Origin of the sequence: Clostridium sp., assembly GCF_051654825.1 — a bacterium.
Lineage (GTDB): Bacteria > Bacillota > Clostridia > Clostridiales > Clostridiaceae > Clostridium.
In genome coordinates this window covers 14,071-29,920 of record NZ_JBOFYU010000265.1, presented here as the reverse complement: position 1 = coordinate 29,920, position 15,850 = coordinate 14,071, and the positions used below count along the sequence as shown (strand labels likewise).

Genomic DNA, 15,850 nt, shown 5'->3' with positions numbered 1-15,850 from the left:
TATTATTGGGAAAAAGATTTAAATAATTAACTGGGGGATTGGGTTATGGAGAACGGAAAATTAAATAAACTAGTGGTATCTTTAGTTATGGTTGTAGCATTAATAGGAATTGGCTGGGGGAGTATGGTATTTTTTGAATACCAAAATAAACAAGAAGCCAAGGGAAAAAATAATGTTGTAAGCGCAGTATCAAAAACTGATGGAGATGAAAATAAATCTGATGAAAGTTCAAGTGCAGATAATAACACAGCAGAAGGTGTTTCTGAAGAGGCGGCTAATACTGAAGTAAGTTATGATTTTATTCATCAACTAGCAAATGGTCTTATTATTGCAGAGGATGGACAAAGATGGGGTGTCGAAGAAGTAACAAAGGATGCAATTAAAACCTCTATAGAATCATTTAAGGGAATAGATGAGTATATAGTAGAAGAATTAGGTAAGTGGTTAAATGGAGATTTTTCTAATTCAGTAGAGGTTCATAACTATTGTTGGGATAAGTTAGGTGGAAGTGTCGGAAGAGCAATAGAGGTTGATACTGAAGGTGTTACAAAAGCACAAAATAATGTAGTAAATAAATAATATGGTAATATTAATCCAGCTAAAAAAATATTAGCTGGATTTTCTTTTGAAAAAATGAGGACTAGTTTAATTAAATATGTTAAGATATGTTAGTGGTTTTTGAAAAATTAAGTTAAAGTATTTAAAAAAAACTTTAAAGGAAATTATTTGAAACACAAGTAAAGTTGTTAAGTAAAAGAGGGGAGTAGAAAATTTATATGAAATATAAAAGGGATTATTTATATAACAATACAAGTAAGATACTTATAAAGTATATAATAATTTTAAATGGGATATTATTATTTTTAATAACTTTAGCAGGAATGGTTTTTGATATAAAGTTAATTGGAAAATCAACAGTTATAAACGATATTGATGGTATAAATTTTGTTATGGGTGTGATAGCAATAAGTTGCTGTTCCCTTTATTATTATATGAAAAAAAATGAAGAATTTTTTATATTAACATTAAGCTATGTATGCATATTTATAGAATATATATTTTTAAATGAATTTTTATTAACTAAAAGTACAGCTTTTTTAAGTTTAGAAAATATGATTATATCTCCATTTATAATAAGAGTTTTCTTTTTAACTATAATAATTTTAAAAATAGAAAAATTAAAAAACATTATTTTATCTAATAAAGGATATGCAATATTAACTACAATTATTCTAAATTTGTTACTTGTTATCCTTGAATCTGACTTAAGAATAAATGGTTCAACAATTATATTACAGAAATTTTTTACTGCGTTAAATATAGTGTCTATTGTTTATTATTATTATCTACTTACTATGTTAGCAAAAAAAGCAGTAATAAAAAATGAGTTTTTCTACTCAGTTGTAATGTCAAGTATAAGTATATTTACTATTAGAAGAATATTTGTTTTAAATATATTTAAAAGCTCAGCTGAAAATCTTCTAATATATAACAGAGTTCTTTCTTTTATAGGATTTCTTATTTTAATAGTAGGGTTATTTATAGAAATGTTTAGAAGAGTAAATGAAACAGAAAGATTAAATAAAAAAGTTATAAATAGTGAAAAGAAGCTTATGACGATAACAGAAAACATTAAAGATTTAATTTTAATGGAAGACGAAAATGATAGGTTTACATATATAAATAAGGCTGTTTCTTTAAAATTAGGATATGAAAAGGACGAGCTAGATAATCAACATTATACCAAGGTTTTACATAGTGAGAAAAATATAATTTGTGATAAAGATAGGGGAATTACATACTTAGATCAAATGTGGAAAACTAAATCAGGTGAAATCTTCCCAACTGAAACTATGATTAGTGATATAAGGGATGATGAAAATAATATTATAGGGAAAATGGTTGTTGCAAGAGATTGTAGCTTAAGAGAAAGAGTAGAAAATTTAAATAAAAAATATGATGAAATAAAAGAAGTAGAAAAGATTCGTGGACAGTTCTTTGCTAATTTATCTCATGAAATGAGAACACCTATTAATATCATATATTCTTGTATTCAATTATTAGAAAGTCAAAAGCAGCAAGGGGATGCTGAGCTGGCAATGTCATATAAAAAATATGATAATACAATAAAGCAAAATTGCTTTAGAATGCTAAGGCTTGTTAATAATTTAGTAGATATAACAAAAATAGATTCTGGATTTATTAAAATGAATTTTGTTAATTACGATATAGTTAGCTTAATTGAAAATATTACACTTTCGATTATACCGTATGTAGAGACTAAAGAAATAAATGTAATATTCGATACTTTTGAGGAAGAGCTTGAAGTTAAGTGTGATCCGGAAAGTATTGAAAGAGTCATGCTTAATTTATTAGCTAATGCTGTTAAGTTTACAGAGTTAGGTGGAAATATATTTGTAGAGGTATCATCAACTGAAGAAATAGTTACTATTAAAGTAAAGGATGATGGAATAGGAATTGCAAAAGAATTTAGAGATGCTGTATTTGAAAGATTTGTTCAAACTGACAAATCTCTTAATAGAAGAAAAGAAGGAAGTGGAATAGGACTAGCTTTAGCAAAATCATTAATAGAGTTACATGAAGGAAGAATTTATATTGCTGATAATGATGATGATGGAAGCGAATTCGTAATAGAACTTCCTAATGTGAAAATGAGTGAAGAAAAAGAAGAAAGTAAGAATATTATTGAATCTAAAGATAAAACTATGATAGAAAAAATTTCTATAGAATTTTCTGATATTTATGATTTGTTTTAGAAGCCGAAAGGCTTCCTTTTTTTATTAAGCAATAAATTAAATAATAATTATTATTATTTAATTTTTAATACTAGCAAAAAATATAAAAAGATGATAATATAATTATATAAAAAAGCAAAATAAATAATAATAAATGGGCAATAATATATTGCATTAAAATAGTTTAAGAGGTAGAGAGATGAAATTAGAATTAACAGTATATGATTTAGGTAAAGTTTTAAAGAATTTAGAAAAAAGCTATGAATTAGAATTAATGACAAAATTAAATTTAAGTGGTGGATGGATGACTATATTAGGAAAAGCTACTATTGAAAATGCTCCACAAAAAATAGTTTTAGGTTGTAGCAGTAAAAGTAATAACATTATAGACATAAAAGTAAATACAGGGGTAGAAGGTGGAGCAATTATAAAGCTTACTGGAGCAAAGGATAAAAAATTCTCTGTAGACATTTCTTCAACTAGATATAAAGAAATATATAATGGAAATATTAATCCAGATGAAGTTAAGGTAAATAATGAAGAAACAAAAGTAAGAATAGATGAAAATATTATATTTAAAATAAAGGCTCCTAAGGAAGAAGTCGTAAATTTATTATAAGAAAGTTAAATAGTATTTTTAATTATAGTGAAAAGATGTAGTTATAGCTACATCTTTTTTATTTAGGTCAACTTTCCTATTATTTAACAAATAATAGGAAAGCGGATTTTTTTAAAAGTAGTAGAATTAAAATTTGTTAATTAAATAACAATATGTGATTATTATCACAGTTTATTTTAGTAAACAATGATAAACTTTAATCATTAAAATGTAGTTTTAAATTACATTAACGATAAAATGAGTGGAGATGTTGTAGAGATGGAAAGAATACAATCAACTTGTAATTTTTGTGCATTAGCATGTAATGTAGATTTTTATGTTGAAAATGGAGAAATAGTAAGGGTTGCACCTACAGAAGATTATCCAGTTAATAAAGGTTTTTGCTGTATTAAAGGATTAAACCTTGATAAACAACAAAAAATGATAGAAAAAAGAAAATCACCTTTGCTAAGAGATGAGAACAATAATATGGTAGAAGTTTCTTGGGAAAAGGGAATAAATACATTTGTTGAAAAAATGACAAGCATCCAAGATAAATATGGAAAAGAAAGTGTTGCATTTATAAGTACAGGTCAAATGACTACTGAAGATATGGCGCTACTTGGACATGTTGGAAGAAGCTATATGGGAATCAATGGTGATGGTAATACGAGACTTTGTATGGCTACATCAGTAGTTGCACATAAGCAAAGTTTTGGATTTGATGCTCCACCGTATACTTTAAATGATGCAGAGTTATCAGATACAATTGTTTTAATAGGAGCAAACCCTGTTATAGCACATCCAGTATTCTGGGGACGTATAAAGAAAAATAAGGATGCAAAAATAATTACAATAGATCCAAGAAAATCAGAAACAGCTATGAATTCTGATATGTGGATAGATATAAAGCCGAAGGCTGACTTAAGATTCTTCTATACACTTGCAAATGTGTTAATAGAAAAGGGATGGATTGAAAATAGCTATGTTGAAAACTTTACTGAAGGATTTGAAGGCTTTAGAGAGCACGTTAAGCAATATACATTAGAAGATGTTGAAGCAGAAACAGGAATTTCAAAAGAAAGAGTTTTAGAATTAGCAGAAGTTATACATAATGGAAAAAGAGTTTCATTCTGGTGGACAATGGGTGTTAATCAAGGATACGAAGCTGTTAGAACTGCTCAATCAATAATTAACCTTGCTTTAATGACTGGAAACATAGGAAGAGCAGGAACAGGAGCAAACTCATTAACTGGACAATGTAATGCAATGGGGTCAAGAGCATTTAGTAATACAGCAGGTCTTTATGGTGGTGGAGATTATGATAATCCAGTACGTAGAAAAGCTGTATCAGAAGCATTAGGAATAGAAGAAAGCTTATTACCTTCAAAACCAACCCTGCCATATAACGTTATAATTGAAAAAGCTATAGCTGGTGAAATTAAAGGTTTATGGGTAATATGTACAAACCCTAGACATTCATGGACTAATAATGAAGAATTTAAAAAAGCAGTAGAAAACTTAGATTTCTTCGTAGTTCAGGATATATATGAAGATACTGATAGTGCACAAATATGTGACTTATTCCTACCGTCAGTTCCTGCTATTAAAAAGGAAGGTGTGCTTATAAATACTGAACGTCGTTTATCAGCAGTTAGACCTGTTTTAGAAAAGGAAGAGGGAGAATTATCAGATTTTGAAATTTTCTATAAAATTGGTGAAGCTTTAGGAATGGGAGAATTACTAAAGGGATGGGAAACACCAAAGAGTACTTTTGAATTACTAAAGAAATGTTCAAAAGGAATGCCATGTGACATAACTGGAGTTACTTATGAAATGCTTGAAAACTCAAGAGGAGTTCAATGGCCATTTAGAGAAGGTGAAGTTTTAGAAGAAGATGAAAGAAGATTATTCGAAAATAATCAATACTATACTCCTTCTAAAAAGGCTAAATTTATGTTTGAAGATCTAGCAGAATGTCCAATTAAGGTTTCAGCAGAATTCCCTTATATCTTTAACTCAGGAAGAGGAACAGTAGGACAATGGCATACTCAAACTAGAACAAGAGAAATGAAGGTTGTTTCAGCTATAACTTCAAAGGAAGCTTATGTATATATAAATACAGAATTAGCTAAAGAATTAAATATAAAAGAAAATGATAAAGTGAAAATTACTTCAACTAATGGAAAGTCAAGTGTATTCCATGCGAAGGTTACTGATAATGTTAAAAAGGATCATTTCTATGCTCCAATACACTATATAGAAACAAATGCATTAACTCCATCAATATATGACCCATATTCAAAAGAGCCATCATTTAAAACTGTTGCTGTAAATATAGAAAAGGTAGAAGCATAGGAGGTTAAATAATATGAAAAGAATTAAAATAGATAGATCAAAATGTGTTGGTTGTTTAACTTGTACAACTGCTTGTATAGTATCACATAATTCAGAGGAAACAAGAAGCAGAATTACTATAGATAGTAATGGAAAGTATGCTCCTATTTTCTGTAGACATTGCGATAAGCCAGAATGTGTATTTACATGTATGACAGGGGCTATGAGTAAGGATGAAGAAACAGGAAGAGTTACATATGACAAAGAAAGATGTGCAAGCTGTTACATGTGTATAATGGCATGTCCTTATGGAGTGTTAAAGGCTGATAGCAGAACACAAAAAGAAATAATGAAATGTGATGGATGTAAGGATTCGAAAGAAGGATCTGCTAGATGTGTGGCAAACTGTCCAATGGCAGCTATTACATTAGAGGAGGTAAAATAGTATGAAATATGTAGTTATAGGTGCTTCGGCAGCTGGAATAAGTGGAGCAAAAACTCTAAGAAAGCTTGATAAAGATGCTGAAATAGTATTAATTTCTAAAGATACTGAAGTTTACTCAAGATGTATATTACATCACTATATTTCAAATCACAGAAATATAGAAGGGCTAGATTTTTCTGAAAAAGACTTCTTTGAAAAAAACAATATAAATTGGATTAAAGGTATTTCAGTTTTAGATATAAAAGAAAATGAAAATAATTTAATTCTTTCAAATGGTGAAGTTGTAAGCTATGATAAACTTCTTATTGCAAGTGGTGCTTCAGCATTTATTCCACCAATAGAAAACTTAAGAGAAGCCAAAAATGTAGTAGGATTAAGAAACTTAGAAGATGCTATATTAATTAAAGAACAAACAACTCAAATTAAAAACGTAGTTGTGCTTGGAGCAGGTCTTGTTGGTATAGATGCTGTAAGTGGATTATTAGATTTAGGTCTTAATATATCTTTAGTTGAAATGAGCGAAAAGGTTCTTCCACTACAATTAGATAAGGAAGCTTCAGCTACTTATGAAACTAAGTTTAAAGAAGCAGGAGTTAATCTAAAGCTTAATGTTAAGGCAGAAAAGCTTATAGTTGATGAAGATAAAAATCCTAAAGCATTATTATTAAACACAGGTGAAGAAGTTCTATGTGAACTTGTTATAGTAGCTACTGGTGTTAGATCAAATGTTGGATTCTTAACTAACTCTACTATTGAAACTGATAGATTTGGTCTTTTAATAAACGAAAAGGGTGAAACTAATATAGAAAATATTTATGGTGCTGGCGATGTATCAGGAAGAAACCCTATATGGCCAACGGCTGTAAAAGAGGGAATAGTTGCAGCTAGCAATATGCTTGGACATAACACTATAATGACAGATTTCTTTGGAAGCAAAAATACAATGAATTTTGTTGGAGTTCCTACAATGTCATTAGGTATGGTAGAAGCTGAAGATGAAAGCTATGTAGTAGAAGTAGAAAAGAGAGATGGAAACTACAAAAAGGTAATTCATAAGGATGGTAAGATTTATGGGGCTATTCTTCAGGGAGATTTATCTTATGCTGGTGTGTTAACTCAGCTTATAAAAGAATGTATAGATGTGTCTAAGGTTAAAAAATCATTATTTGATATAGATTATTCTGACTTTTTTAATATTGAACAAAACTTCGAGTATAGTTACAAGTAGAAATGGGAATAAATCTAAATAAGTATTGTAGCCGTAAGGTTACAATACTTATTTCATATTATATTTACAAAACTATTTTAAAAAAGAAAAAAATTTTCAAAATTATAAAAAATATGATTAAAAATGTCGATTATTGTGATATAATTAACTAGTAAATAAAATTTAATTAAAAACAATAAATAAATTTAAAAAGAGGATTTTTATGCCTAAGATAGTTAATATTATTGGAAGTGGATCTAATGTTGGAAAAACTATATTAATAGAAGGAATAATTAAAGAATTAAAAAATAGAAATTATAGTGTGGGTACAATAAAACATGATGTACATGGATTTGATATAGACCATAAGGGAAAAGATACTTACAAACATAGAGAAGCAGGCTCAGAAACAGTAATTATATCTTCTAAAAATAGGTTTGCGATGATAAAAGAATTAGAAGAAGAAATATCTTTAGAGGATATAATAAAGATGATAGATAACAAGGACTTTATTATTGTTGAGGGTTATAAAAAAAGTAACCTAAGAAAAATAGAAGTGATTAGATCAGATATAAGTAATGAAATAATTACGCCGAGGGATAAGTTAATTGCAATTGCAAGTGATGTGTTTATTGATATTGATGGTGTACCTGTAATTGAAAAGGATAACTATAAAAGTCTTGTAGATATTATAGAAATGGAAAAAGAGAATAATAGATAATATTTTCTGGAGTATATATACCTAAAGTCAAAGCTTATTAAGATAGTAATAAGTTTTAGGTATGATTATGGTATATATACCTGAATTATTAAATTCACAGGGTTTGATTCGAAAGGATTTTGCCTCCACATTTGGGAAGGAAAATAAGAAATATCTAAATTTTAGATAAAGCTTATTACCTATGTCCAAATTTAAAGGTAATAAGCTTTTATTTTATGAAAGGAATTAATATGAAGAAATTTATAACTTTAGAGGAATCAATAGAAATACTAAATAAAGAAGTGAAAAAATTAGATAAAGAAAAGATAAGTCTTATAGACTCAGTAAAAAGAATTATTGCAGAAGATGTAAAATCTGAGATAAATAATCCTCCATTTAATAAATCAGCTATGGATGGATATGCAATAATTGCTCAAGATACTAAGAAAGCTACATTAGAAAACAAGATATCGTTTAATGTTATAGATAAGGTATATGCTGGAGAAGTTTGTAGTAGCTCTTTATGTGAAAATGAAGCTATAAAAATAATGACAGGAGCTCCAATTCCAAAAGGAGCAAATGCTGTTATAAAGCAAGAAGAGGTTGAAATAGAAGGAAATACTATTAAGATAAGCTGTAATGTTAAGGAAAATCAAAATGTATGCTTTAAGGGCGAAGATATAAGTAAAGGTAAGGTTTTGGTTAAAAAAGGAAAAAGACTTGATTATGCTGATATAGGGATATTAGCAAGTGCCGGTGTAAATGAAATAACAGTATATAAAAAACCTAAAATTGCATTACTTAGCACTGGAGATGAAGTAATAGATATTGGAGAAATTTTAAAGCCAGGAAAAATATATAATAGCAATAAATATAGCTTAATGGCTAGATTAAAGGAACTTGGCTATGAAGTAGAAATAATGGAGCATATAGAAGATACAAAGGAAAGTATTGCAAGAGAAATAAAAGAGGTAGCTAACAAGGTAGATTTGATTATAACTACTGGGGGAGCATCAGTTGGTGAAAAGGATCTTTTAATAAGTGCAATAGATCTTATAGAAGGTGAAAAATTATTTTGGAAAATAACTATTAAACCTGGATCAGCTGTATTATGCAGCAAGGTTAAAGATTCAATAGTTATCAGTCTTTCAGGTAATCCTACAGCAGCATTAACAACCTTTGAACTATTAGCAAAAACTACCTTAGATAAGCTATCGGGTAATGATTTAATTCAAATTAAAAGGGAAAAAGCAGTTTTAATTGATGAATTAAATAAGAAAAGTCCTCAAAGAAGATTTATAAGAGGAAATTATTATTCCACAGAGGAAGGACAATTTGTTTCTATAACTCAAACAAAAAGTGGAAACGGTATATTAAGTTCAGCATTAAACTCTAATTGCTTAATTGAAGTAGAAAAAGGCTGTGAAGGATTAAATAAAGGAAGTATAGTAGATATAATAAAACTTTAATAAGGATTGGTAATAAGATGATTAATAAAACCTTAGCGATATTAGCAGGTGGTAAAAGTAGCAGAATGAATTACAACAATAAGGCTTTTCTTAAATATGAAGAAAAAACCTTTATAGAAAGAATTATAGAAGCAGGTAAGGATTTTAATGAAATTATTATAATAGCTAATAATGAAGAAGTATATAAGGAGTTTGGTTTAAAAGTTTTTAAAGATATTCATAAGGATCAAGGACCTCTTGGAGGAATCCATTCAGCATTAACAAACTGCAAAAATGATTTTTGTCTTTGTGTGGCTTGTGATATGCCATATATTAATGATTTAGTCTTTAATATATTAGGTTCTATTAATAATAAATATGATGTTCTTATACCAAGGGTAAATGAAAGACTTCAACCATTATGCTCTATTTATAATAAGAATATAGTAAACACATTAGAAGAAGCTTTAATTAAAAAGGAAAATAAATTGCAAAAATTAATATTAACTTTAAATTATAATGTTATAGAAGGGTTTTTAGATAAAGATTTTTCAAATATAAATACAATAGAGGAATATAAGAAATTGGAGGAAAGCTAAATGTACACAGTTGGAATTATAACTAGTAGTGATAAAGGATATTTAGGAGAAAGAGAAGATAAAAGCGGAGAAGTTATTAGAGAAATAGTAGAAGCAAATGGCTTTAAGGTAGAAAAATATATAGTTCTTCCAGATAACGAGGAAATGTTATCAAAGGAAATGATGTATATGAGTGATAGTTTAGGTGTTAACTTAATTTTAACTACAGGAGGAACTGGGTTTTCTAAAAGAGATATTACTCCAGAAGCTACAAGATTAGTTATAGAAAGAGAAGCATCAGGAATATGTGAAGCCATTAGATTTTATAGTCTTCAAATAACTAAAAGGGCAATGTTATCTAGAGCAATATCAGGTATAAGAAAGGATACTTTAATAGTAAATATGCCTGGCAGTCCAAAGGCTTGTAAGGAAGCATTAGATTTTGTTCTTGATGATGTAAAGCATGGAATAGATATATTGTTAGGAGTTGCAAAGGAATGTGCAAGAAAGTAAATGGTAATAAAAAAAATGTTACTAAAAGAAGAATAGCATTAATAAGTATCACAGCTTTATTTATGTCTTTATTTACAGGATGTTCAACCGTAAAAGAAGAAGAAAAAAAGGAAATTACTATAAGTGTAGCAGCAAGCTTATCGGAACCTATTAACAAAATAAAAGGTATTTATGAAGAAAATAATAATGTGAAAATAAATGTTAATACTGGTGGTTCGGGAACACTTAAAAAGCAAATTTCACAAGGTGCAGATGTAGATATATTTTTTTCAGCAAGTGAAAAGTATATAGATCAGTTAAAAGAAGAAGGATTATTAAAAGAGGAAGACACTTATCCTTTATTATTTAATGCTTTAGTTGTAGTAAAAAATAATTTGTACAATAAAGATATTACTTCAATAGATGAGTTAAAAGGCTTAGATATGAAGTTAGCTCTCGGAGAAACTAATACAGTTCCAGCAGGTGAATATGCTAAAGAGGCTTTAGAAAATGCAGGTGTATGGAATGAAGTTGAAGATAAAGTTGTCTACGGTAAAGATGTTAAGGTTGTAAAGACTTATATTGAAAATGGTGATGTAGATTTAGGAATTATTTATAAAAGTGATTCTATAGATTTAAAGAATTCTACAGCATTATTAGAAATTCCAAGTAACCTTCATAAAAAGATAATTTATTCTATAGGAGTAATAAGTAAAGGTAAAAATTATGAAGAGAGTAAAAACTTTGTAGATTTTATTAAATCTGATGAGGGATTAAATATATTTAAGGATTATGGATTTAGTATAAATTAAATAGGAGCAAGAAAATGATTTTAGAGGCAGCCTATATATCAGTTAAGGTTGTTATAATATCAGTTATAATAACCTTTATTATTTCGTTGCTAGGGATAAGAGTTATAGGAAATAAGGATTCAAGGTGGAAGAAATTCTTAGAAACCTTAATTATACTACCAATGTTTATGCCTCCTTCTGCAATAGGATACTTAATCCTTATAGTTTGTGGGAGAAATGGTTTTATAGGTAAACTAGCAAATGAATATTTAAATATTTCTATAATATTTACTATAGGTGCAGCTGTTATAGCTTCGACAATAGTCACATTGCCTATAATGTATCAAAGTATAAGAGTTGCAGTACTAGGAGTAGATAAGGAAATAAAAGAAGCAGCAAGATTATGTGGAGCTAGTGAGTTTCAAGTATTTACAAAAATAATTTTACCACTTTCTAAAAGAGGTATATTTACAGGATTATTATTAAGCTTTGCAAGGGCATTTGGAGAGTTTGGAGCAACCATTTTAGTTGCAGGAAATATTCCAGGTAAGACACAAACTTTGCCAATGGCAATGTATTATGCTATAGAAAACAATAATAATAAAGAAGCCATAAATATTTTAATAATTATTTTTGTTTTGGCAGTATTTTTAATTAGTATTTATAGCTATTTAATAAACAAAGAAGATTAGGACGTGATTAAATGAAGATGATAAAGGTACAAGATGCAGTAGGAACTATTTTATCTCATGATGTAACTCAAATAATACCTGGCGAATTTAAAGGAAGAGCCTTTAAAAAAGGTCATATTATAAGAGAAGAAGATATAGAAAAATTATTATCATTAGGAAAAGATAATGTTTATGTATGGGAACCAAAAGAAGGAGAATTACATGAAAATGATGCTGCTATAAGATTAGCAAAGCTTGTAAAAGGTGAAGGTGTAGAAGAATCAAAGGAAATAAAAGAAGGTAAAATTGATTTCTATGCGGAGAGAACAGGATTATTAAAAATAGATAAGGAAAATTTACTTAAGCTTAACTCTTTAGGAGAAATAATAGTATCAACTATTCATAATAATACTCCAGTTAAAAAAGGTGATAAGTTAGCAGGTACAAGAGTAATTCCATTAATTATAGATGAGAAAAAAATTATAGAAGCAGAAAACTTAATTAAGACAAAACTTATTAAAGTTTTAGAAATAAAACCTAAAAACATTGTTTTAATCACTACAGGAAATGAAGTATATCATGGAAGAATAAAGGATGCTTTTTTACCTGTTATGGAAAGAAAGCTTAATGAATATGGAAGTAGTATTTTAAGACAGGTTATTCTTCCAGATGATAAAGAAAGAATAAAGGAAGAAATAAATAAGGCTATAAATGATGGCGCAGATATGGTTGTTTGTACTGGTGGAATGTCAGTAGATCCAGATGATGTTACTCCAACAGCTATAAAGGAATCAGGAGCAGAACTAGTTACTTATGGGGCTCCAGTTTTACCAGGAGCGATGTTCTTACTTGCTTATAATGGCAGAACGCCTATTTTAGGAGTTCCAAGCTGTGCTATGTATTCAAAGAGAACTGTTTTAGACTTAGTTCTTCCAAGAGTATTAGCTGATGAAAAATTAACATTAAATGATATTGTTGAATATGGACATGGAGGTCTTTGTTTAGATTGCCCAGTATGTACTTTTCCACATTGTTCATTTGGAAAGTAGAAAGGACGGATTATTATGAGTAATATACTAACTCACTTTGATGAAAGTGGAAATGCAAGAATGGTAGATGTATCTGCTAAAAATCAAACAGAAAGAGTAGCTATAGCAGTATCTAAAATAAAGGTAAATAAAGAAACATTAGAATTAATAATTGCAGGTAAAATAGGAAAAGGTGATGTTTTAGGTGTAGCTAGAGTTGCAGGAATTATGGCTAGTAAACAAACATCAAATTTAATTCCAATGTGTCATCCTCTTATGATATCTAGCTGTGATATAGAATTTGATATAGATAAGGAAGAAAGTGCTATAAACATTAAAGCTACAGTTAAGATAGTAGATAAAACTGGAGTTGAAATGGAGGCATTAACAGCAGCAACAGTTTCAGCTTTAACAATTTATGATATGTGTAAGGCATCAGATAAAAGAATGGTTATAGAAGGAACTCACTTACTTAAGAAAACAGGTGGAAAAAGTGGAGAGTTTAACTTCTAGAAGGTAGGAAAGAATGAAGGATAAGTTTGATAGAGAAGTAGATTATTTAAGATTATCAGTTACAGATAATTGTAATTTAAGATGTATTTATTGCATGGAAGAAAACCATACTGATTTTTTATCTTTTAATAATAAGCTTACAGATGATGAAATAATTAGAATTGTAGAAAATTCAGCTAAGCTTGGAATAAAGAAAGTAAGAATTACAGGTGGAGAGCCATTAGTAAGACCTGGTATTGTAGATTTAATTTCTAGAATAAACAAGATATTAGGAATTAACACTATTAATTTAACTACCAATGGTATTCTTTTAGAAGATAAGGTTGAAGAGTTAGCTAAAAATGGTTTAAAGGGTGTAAATATAAGTTTAGATTCTTTAAAGGAAGAAAGATTTAAAAAACTAACTAGAAATGGTGATTTAAATAAAGTATTAAGAGCTATAGATAAATGCCTAGAGTTCAATATTAAGGTTAAGCTTAATACAGTTATTGTAGAAGAAATTAATAAGGATGAAATTATAGATTTTATTAATTTAACTAAAAGAAAAAGTATTGATGTAAGATTTATAGAATTAATGCCTATAGGTGAAGGTAAAAGCTTTAAGCCTGTAACTAATGTAGAAATACAAGATATAATAAAAAGTAATTTTAAAGAAGTTGAAGAATTACAAAGAGTGGCTATGGATGGCCCAGCTAAGTACATAAGGTTTAATGATTCCTTAGGAAAAGTAGGATTTATCAGTGCAATAAGCAGTTGTTTTTGCAGTGAATGTAATAGAATAAGAGTTACACCAGATGGATTTTTAAAAAGATGTTTACATTGGAATTATGGTGTAAACCTTAGAGACTTAATTAGAAAAGGTATTACTGATGAAGAACTAAGAGAAGTTATAAAAGAAAATATTTATGATAAACCAGAAAAACATCTATTTGATGAAATAAACAAAGATGAAGAATTAAGATTTATGAATGAAATTGGAGGCTAATTAAATGAACAAGGTAATAGCAATATGCACAAGTAAAGCAAAAGGAACATCAAAGGAAATGGTAGAAGAGGTAAATGTACTATTTGACTTTGGTATAGAAGGAGATGCTCATGCAGGAAAATGGCATAGACAAATTAGCCTTTTAGCATTAGAAAAAATTGAAGATTTTAAGAGAAAAGGAGCAAATGTTGACTTTGGTGCTTTTGGAGAAAATCTAGTAATAGAAGGAATAGAATTAAATAAATTACCTGTTGGACAACAACTAGAAGTAGGAGAAACTTTATTAGAAGTAACTCAAATAGGAAAGAAATGCCATGATAAATGTGCAATATTTTATCAAGTAGGGCAATGTATAATGCCAACTAATGGTATATTTGCAAAGGTATTAAGAGGTGGGAAAATTAAAGTTGGTGACAACTGTAATCTTCTTAAATCAGGGATATTATTATAATAACTTATAAAAAACTCAAGGTAACTTGAGTTTTTTTATATTATAGATTAGTTTTAGCAGTATATGAAAAATACATATTATCCTTTTCAGACTTACTTTTAAGATGAAATGGTGAATAAATTAATTCTTTAACATATATATCTGGATATAGTTTAGATAATCTATCAATATATTTTATCCATTCTTTTGAAAGTAAACTATAGGTTAAATTAAGATCTTTCATAATGTGCTGTTTTTCTTTTTCATCTAGATTTGAATCTATATACCTAAACTCTAGTTCTTTTTTTAAATGAACTAATGAATTAAGAGTATCAGTAAATGATGTATCTTCATCTAAAATAGGATTATTAAGAAGATCCATAAAAACATTTATATTTGAATTAAGAATAGTATATAAAGTATCAAAATTAATATCAGATTCATTAATTGAGTAATTATAAGAGGATAAGGCAGAAGATAAGCATTGGAAGTAGTTATCTTCTAGACAGTTATTATCTAAAGTAATAACTGTGATTGATGATAAATTAGAATCAGAATTAGTGAAAAGCTTAAGTAAATCTGTTCCAATTTGTGAATAAAAATTTTCAACTAGCATTTCTAATTTTTTTTCCTTTTTAACCTTATCTCGTTGAATTAAAATCTTATTTATAATTTGAGTATTAATTACAGCTTGAAGTGGTGTAAAAGCAATTGAAAAAAGTACTGTGGATATAGTTGCATATATATTTTTAAAAAGCAGATAGTGTATTGTATATAAAGCTAGAGATAAAAAAATAAGAATTAATATTAAAGACAAATTATTTATTTTAATTTTAGAATTATATTTCATAATAAAACCTCATTATATTTG

17 protein-coding genes and 1 riboswitch are annotated in these 15,850 nt (G+C 28.1%); of the genes, 16 read left to right on the top strand and 1 reads right to left on the bottom strand.

Annotated features, from left to right (window positions below; translation table 11 throughout):
* The first annotated feature begins 45 nt into the window (after positions 1 to 45).
* The 16 genes from ACRDBA_RS16325 (at position 46) to ACRDBA_RS16250 (ending at position 15,000) form a co-directional block, all read left to right on the top strand.
* Entirely contained in the window at positions 46 to 579 is a 534-nt protein-coding gene (locus ACRDBA_RS16325) for a DUF6241 domain-containing protein (RefSeq protein ID WP_438573991.1), read from the top strand.
* Positions 580 to 776: 197 nt separating this feature from the next.
* Positions 777 to 2,777 carry an ATP-binding protein gene (locus tag ACRDBA_RS16320; protein ID WP_438573990.1) on the top strand — a complete coding sequence of 667 codons (2,001 nt, stop codon included), beginning with the start codon at positions 777 to 779 and terminating at the stop codon, positions 2,775 to 2,777.
* Positions 2,778 to 2,955: 178 nt separating this feature from the next.
* Positions 2,956 to 3,375: a UDP-N-acetylglucosamine pyrophosphorylase gene (locus ACRDBA_RS16315; protein WP_438573989.1), complete on the top strand. Its 420-nt coding sequence runs from the start codon at positions 2,956 to 2,958 to the stop codon at positions 3,373 to 3,375.
* A gap of 258 nt (positions 3,376 to 3,633) precedes the next feature.
* Positions 3,634 to 5,712 (top strand): molybdopterin oxidoreductase family protein, encoded by a 2,079-nt coding sequence (locus ACRDBA_RS16310; protein ID WP_438573988.1) that lies wholly within the window; start codon positions 3,634 to 3,636, stop codon positions 5,710 to 5,712.
* A gap of 13 nt (positions 5,713 to 5,725) precedes the next feature.
* Positions 5,726 to 6,136, top strand: a complete 411-nt coding sequence (locus tag ACRDBA_RS16305) for a 4Fe-4S dicluster domain-containing protein (protein WP_438573987.1) — start codon at positions 5,726 to 5,728, stop codon at positions 6,134 to 6,136.
* 1 nt (position 6,137) lies between these two features.
* Positions 6,138 to 7,364, top strand: coding sequence for an NAD(P)/FAD-dependent oxidoreductase (locus ACRDBA_RS16300; protein WP_438573986.1), 1,227 nt, complete (start codon positions 6,138 to 6,140; stop codon positions 7,362 to 7,364).
* Between the two features lie 202 nt (positions 7,365 to 7,566).
* Positions 7,567 to 8,064 carry a molybdopterin-guanine dinucleotide biosynthesis protein B gene (mobB, locus tag ACRDBA_RS16295; RefSeq protein WP_438573985.1) on the top strand — a complete coding sequence of 166 codons (498 nt, stop codon included), beginning with the start codon at positions 7,567 to 7,569 and terminating at the stop codon, positions 8,062 to 8,064.
* Positions 8,057 to 8,222, top strand: a riboswitch (molybdenum cofactor riboswitch). It overlaps the preceding gene by 8 nt.
* A 72-nt stretch (positions 8,223 to 8,294) precedes the next feature.
* On the top strand, positions 8,295 to 9,512 hold the full coding sequence (locus ACRDBA_RS16290) for a molybdopterin molybdotransferase MoeA (RefSeq protein ID WP_438573984.1): 1,218 nt from the start codon (positions 8,295 to 8,297) through the stop codon (positions 9,510 to 9,512).
* A gap of 17 nt (positions 9,513 to 9,529) precedes the next feature.
* A complete protein-coding gene (locus ACRDBA_RS16285) occupies positions 9,530 to 10,090 on the top strand; it encodes a molybdenum cofactor guanylyltransferase (RefSeq protein WP_438573983.1) in 561 nt (186 codons plus the stop codon).
* Positions 10,091 to 10,582: a MogA/MoaB family molybdenum cofactor biosynthesis protein gene (locus ACRDBA_RS16280; RefSeq protein ID WP_438573982.1), complete on the top strand. Its 492-nt coding sequence runs from the start codon at positions 10,091 to 10,093 to the stop codon at positions 10,580 to 10,582.
* A complete protein-coding gene (modA, locus tag ACRDBA_RS16275) occupies positions 10,567 to 11,373 on the top strand; it encodes a molybdate ABC transporter substrate-binding protein (protein ID WP_438573981.1) in 807 nt (268 codons plus the stop codon). Before ACRDBA_RS16280 ends, modA begins: the two co-directional genes overlap by 16 nt.
* Positions 11,374 to 11,387: 14 nt before the next feature.
* The gene (modB, locus tag ACRDBA_RS16270; RefSeq protein ID WP_438573980.1) at positions 11,388 to 12,044 is read left to right on the top strand and encodes a molybdate ABC transporter permease subunit; all 657 of its coding nucleotides are present in this window, start codon (positions 11,388 to 11,390) and stop codon (positions 12,042 to 12,044) included.
* Between the two features lie 11 nt (positions 12,045 to 12,055).
* On the top strand, positions 12,056 to 13,072 hold the full coding sequence (locus tag ACRDBA_RS16265; RefSeq protein ID WP_438573979.1) for a molybdopterin-binding protein: 1,017 nt from the start codon (positions 12,056 to 12,058) through the stop codon (positions 13,070 to 13,072).
* 15 nt (positions 13,073 to 13,087) lie between these two features.
* Positions 13,088 to 13,564 (top strand): cyclic pyranopterin monophosphate synthase MoaC, encoded by a 477-nt coding sequence (gene moaC, locus ACRDBA_RS16260; protein WP_438573978.1) that lies wholly within the window; start codon positions 13,088 to 13,090, stop codon positions 13,562 to 13,564.
* A 13-nt stretch (positions 13,565 to 13,577) separates the two neighbouring features.
* Positions 13,578 to 14,549, top strand: a complete 972-nt coding sequence (gene moaA / locus ACRDBA_RS16255; protein ID WP_438573977.1) for a GTP 3',8-cyclase MoaA — start codon at positions 13,578 to 13,580, stop codon at positions 14,547 to 14,549.
* 4 nt (positions 14,550 to 14,553) lie between these two features.
* Positions 14,554 to 15,000 carry an MOSC domain-containing protein gene (locus ACRDBA_RS16250; protein ID WP_438573976.1) on the top strand — a complete coding sequence of 149 codons (447 nt, stop codon included), beginning with the start codon at positions 14,554 to 14,556 and terminating at the stop codon, positions 14,998 to 15,000.
* 40 nt (positions 15,001 to 15,040) lie between these two features.
* Here ACRDBA_RS16250 and ACRDBA_RS16245 read toward each other — a convergent pair whose 3' ends face one another.
* Positions 15,041 to 15,829 (bottom strand): hypothetical protein, encoded by a 789-nt coding sequence (locus ACRDBA_RS16245; RefSeq protein WP_438573975.1) that lies wholly within the window; start codon positions 15,827 to 15,829, stop codon positions 15,041 to 15,043.
* Positions 15,830 to 15,850: the final 21 nt, after the last annotated feature.

Bases quoted from the DNA above. Each gene is read 5' to 3' on its own strand.
- ACRDBA_RS16290 (WP_438573984.1), top strand. From the start codon at position 8,295: ATGAAGAAATTTATAACTTTAGAGGAATCAATAGAAATACTAAATAAA.
- modA (WP_438573981.1), top strand. From the start codon at position 10,567: ATGTGCAAGAAAGTAAATGGTAATAAAAAAAATGTTACTAAAAGAAGA.
- moaA (WP_438573977.1), top strand. From the start codon at position 13,578: ATGAAGGATAAGTTTGATAGAGAAGTAGATTATTTAAGATTATCAGTT.
- ACRDBA_RS16315 (WP_438573989.1), top strand. From the start codon at position 2,956: ATGAAATTAGAATTAACAGTATATGATTTAGGTAAAGTTTTAAAGAAT.
- ACRDBA_RS16280 (WP_438573982.1), top strand. From the start codon at position 10,091: ATGTACACAGTTGGAATTATAACTAGTAGTGATAAAGGATATTTAGGA.
- ACRDBA_RS16300 (WP_438573986.1), top strand. From the start codon at position 6,138: ATGAAATATGTAGTTATAGGTGCTTCGGCAGCTGGAATAAGTGGAGCA.
- ACRDBA_RS16310 (WP_438573988.1), top strand. From the start codon at position 3,634: ATGGAAAGAATACAATCAACTTGTAATTTTTGTGCATTAGCATGTAAT.
- modB (WP_438573980.1), top strand. From the start codon at position 11,388: ATGATTTTAGAGGCAGCCTATATATCAGTTAAGGTTGTTATAATATCA.
- moaC (WP_438573978.1), top strand. From the start codon at position 13,088: ATGAGTAATATACTAACTCACTTTGATGAAAGTGGAAATGCAAGAATG.
- ACRDBA_RS16325 (WP_438573991.1), top strand. From the start codon at position 46: ATGGAGAACGGAAAATTAAATAAACTAGTGGTATCTTTAGTTATGGTT.
- ACRDBA_RS16285 (WP_438573983.1), top strand. From the start codon at position 9,530: ATGATTAATAAAACCTTAGCGATATTAGCAGGTGGTAAAAGTAGCAGA.
- ACRDBA_RS16250 (WP_438573976.1), top strand. From the start codon at position 14,554: ATGAACAAGGTAATAGCAATATGCACAAGTAAAGCAAAAGGAACATCA.
- mobB (WP_438573985.1), top strand. From the start codon at position 7,567: ATGCCTAAGATAGTTAATATTATTGGAAGTGGATCTAATGTTGGAAAA.
- ACRDBA_RS16305 (WP_438573987.1), top strand. From the start codon at position 5,726: ATGAAAAGAATTAAAATAGATAGATCAAAATGTGTTGGTTGTTTAACT.
- ACRDBA_RS16245 (WP_438573975.1), bottom strand. From the start codon at position 15,829: ATGAAATATAATTCTAAAATTAAAATAAATAATTTGTCTTTAATATTA.
- ACRDBA_RS16320 (WP_438573990.1), top strand. From the start codon at position 777: ATGAAATATAAAAGGGATTATTTATATAACAATACAAGTAAGATACTT.
- ACRDBA_RS16265 (WP_438573979.1), top strand. From the start codon at position 12,056: ATGAAGATGATAAAGGTACAAGATGCAGTAGGAACTATTTTATCTCAT.